Source organism: Methylocaldum sp. (genome assembly GCF_035627495.1).
Classification (GTDB): Bacteria; Pseudomonadota; Gammaproteobacteria; order Methylococcales; family Methylococcaceae; genus Methylocaldum.
On the sequence record NZ_DASPLO010000109.1, the window covers coordinates 1 to 2,987 of the forward strand.

Annotated in this window: 3 protein-coding genes; all 3 read left to right on the forward strand. The window is 48.9% G+C overall.

The window, feature by feature from the left end:
* On the forward strand, positions 1 to 233 hold a 233-nt coding region (locus VEB01_RS09265; RefSeq protein ID WP_324874800.1), incomplete at its 5' end, for a hypothetical protein.
* A gap of 201 nt (positions 234 to 434) precedes the next feature.
* Positions 435 to 1,880, forward strand: coding sequence for a lipopolysaccharide biosynthesis protein (locus VEB01_RS09270; RefSeq protein WP_324874802.1), 1,446 nt, complete (start codon positions 435 to 437; stop codon positions 1,878 to 1,880).
* Between the two features lie 214 nt (positions 1,881 to 2,094).
* Positions 2,095 to 2,832, forward strand: coding sequence for a polysaccharide biosynthesis/export family protein (locus VEB01_RS09275; protein ID WP_324874803.1), 738 nt, complete (start codon positions 2,095 to 2,097; stop codon positions 2,830 to 2,832).
* Positions 2,833 to 2,987: the final 155 nt, after the last annotated feature.

The window sequence follows — 2,987 nt, forward strand, 5'->3', positions numbered from 1 at the left end:
ATCAGTGGCAGCACATCGCCCAGGTGGTCGAGCTTGGCTTCACGCTCCTCGACAGCAAACAGGCTTTCTTTGATCATCTCTGCCTCGGGTTCAAGAACAAGGCCGCTATTTTCTCATGGCAAGGGTTTTTCGAGGTTCCCCTAAGTAGAGCCCTCAGCTACCCCACAGGCCAGTTCAACAAACCGGGACGAGTTGAAGCGGGAGATGGATCGGCGAAACGGCAGCATAAGTAGGCGAAGCTCATCAGCTTCTCATGGCGTATCGATAAAACTTGTATTACAGTAAGAGAAAGCCAGTCGGCTATCTCTATTGCGCAATGGACAGGGAGGGGCGGGACCACAGGGTTCTGCCGTGGTGGCGCTGTGCGTGGCTCCGGGATTTATGCCATGTCATAATCTCGGCCGCTCAACGGATTTATGACAAGGGACTGAATAATGGGACATAGGGGCAAGAAGACCGTACATGCTGTGGCGTGGAACTATGCGTCTTTTGCACTAAGCAAAGGCGTTGTGTTGATCACGATGGCCGTGCTTACACGGCTCCTCCCTCCCGAAACCTTCGGGCTAGTCAGTCTAGCGACGGTCGTCATTTCATACTTTTCCCTGCTTCAAGACCTGGGCTTGGGAAGCGCCCTCATACAACATCGAACCGATGTGCAGGAAGCGGCAAATACCGTCTACGCTGCGAACCTAATCATCGGGATACTTTTCTTGCTGCTTACCTTCACCATAGCCCCAGTGGTGGCGGCTTTTTTTCGCGAGCCTGCTGTAGAACCCATGTTGCAGATGCTTGCTTTGACATTCGTCATTGACCCGTTCGGGTCGGTCCATCTCGCGCTTCTTCAGAAAGATTTAGCGTTTCGCAAGAAACTGATACCGGACCTTGGGCGACTGATAGTTAAAGCAGTCGTCACCATAGCTCTTGCGTTTAAAGGTTTCGGGCCGTGGTCGTTGATTATCGGTCAGCTATCGAGTTCGGTTTTCGGCGTTGTATTAGCGCGCATCGCATTACAGCGGAAACTTCAAATGCGCATCAATAGGTCACAATTAGGCCTTCTACTGAAGTTTAGTATCCCTTTTATGGGATTTAACCTGGTTAATGCCCTTGCCTCGAATCTCGAATTTATCGTTATCGGACGAGTTCTCGGAGATGCGGCCCTTGGGGTGTACTCAATAACTTACCGTATCGTCGATCTCCTAATTATGAATGTGTGGGTAGTATTGGCAGCAGCTATGTTTCCAGCGCTAGCGAAGATACAACACCAGCCTCGGTTGTTAAGACGAACGTTTCTTTCAGTAACTCAGTATGTGCAGGTTTTCATTGTTCCGATATCTCTAGGTCTCATCATGACAGCGGAACCTATAGTCTTCGTTTTGCTCGGTTCTCAGTGGTTGGATGCGATTCCTGTTCTCCGGTTGCTGCCAATAGCATTTCTCATTTTCTCGATCGGAACTACAGCGGGTGACGTGTATAAAGCAATCGGACGCCCGGACCTTTTATTAAAAATGGGAGTGTTACACATCATCGTACTTATTCCTTCCGTTTTGATCGGTGTTCAATATCAACTCGTCGGCGTTGCGCTCGGCCTCATTGCGACAGCAGTCCTGATCAAAATAGTTCATTTGTTTGTGATCATCCGCGTCATAGGGGTTACCGTATCGGAATTGATGCGTGCACTCAGGCCAGCGTTTGTCGGAGGAACAGCGCTCACCATTGTTACAACCCCGCTAGTTTATGGCATCAGTGATCTGCCTCCCCTGATGCAACTGTTGATTGCCGGAGTAACGGGGGCTGCAACCTATGTTGGAACGTTATGGCTGTTAGAAAAGGAGGTCGTTATTAAAGGAGCAAATACCCTACTCGATGCTGTTAGGCGTTGAGGCAAGCTAAAAAGTCTCAGACGCAGAACTCTCGTAAACCCTTGGATGGTGGTGTCGATTCTAATTTTACCGAAACGAGCATAGCCAGAAGATTTCTCGACTATATAGAGATTATCACTGCGGAAGTAGATAGCTGCTATAACAGACGAATTAGGCACCCTACTACAGACACGTATCTTTGTAAAACATGGACTTACTTAATAGGCAGGATGTTATGAACGTAGTCATCAATGTTGTGCGACGTCGCAGGGCTTTCACCAGCCAACTAGCATGGCTGGTAGTACTACTAGTGACTATTGGCTGCTATGGGTGTGCCGCCAATAAACGGACCGTTGACCCTAGCGTAGCGTTGGCCGAGGTGGAAAGCAGGTATGAAGTTCCCGCTAATTACGTCATTCAACCCGGCGATCAACTGGATGTGAAATTCTTTTATACCCCTGAGTTCAATGAGTCGGTGGTGGTTCGACCTGATGGCAAGGTTTCTCTCCAGCTGGTCGACGACGTGCAAGCGGCTGGGCTAATTCCGGCTCAGCTCGATGAGTTCTTAACAAATGCGTATGCCAGCGAGCTTAGAGATCCCGCTGTTACGGTACTTGTCCGAACGATAACGGAGCCAAGGGTCTATTTAGCGGGAGATGTCGCGAAACCTGGATTTATTACGGTAAGAAACAAAATCGGGGTCCTTCAGGCTATCGATGAGGCCGGGGGATTCCTGGACACTGCAAATCTCAGCGATGTCAGCGTAATCCGAAAAGGACCGGATAACCAGCCGATGGCGCATGAGGTCGATGTGGAAGAGATTCTTGATGGCTCGTTAAGTGATTCGGAATTTCTTCTTGAGCCTGCGGATGTCGTTTATGTGCCGAAACGGGGGATAGCAAAGGCGGCAAACTTCATGGATCAAATTCGAAAGATAATAATGATCAATGGGCTCTTTATTCCATTGTTTTGAGGTTTGAGGACTGGACTTAGTCAGCCCTGAAGTATTTCTAACACACTGACACATATACGGATTCGTTGCATATTGGCTGGTACAATTTGCAAGAAAACCGGTCATTTGATTTCGATTTCTTGCAAATTCGGGTGGGTTGCATGAAGCCAAGAGAG

Coding starts and splice junctions, on each gene's coding strand:
- VEB01_RS09275 (WP_324874803.1), top strand. CDS start 2,095: ATGAACGTAGTCATCAATGTTGTGCGACGTCGCAGGGCTTTCACCAGC.
- VEB01_RS09270 (WP_324874802.1), top strand. CDS start 435: ATGGGACATAGGGGCAAGAAGACCGTACATGCTGTGGCGTGGAACTAT.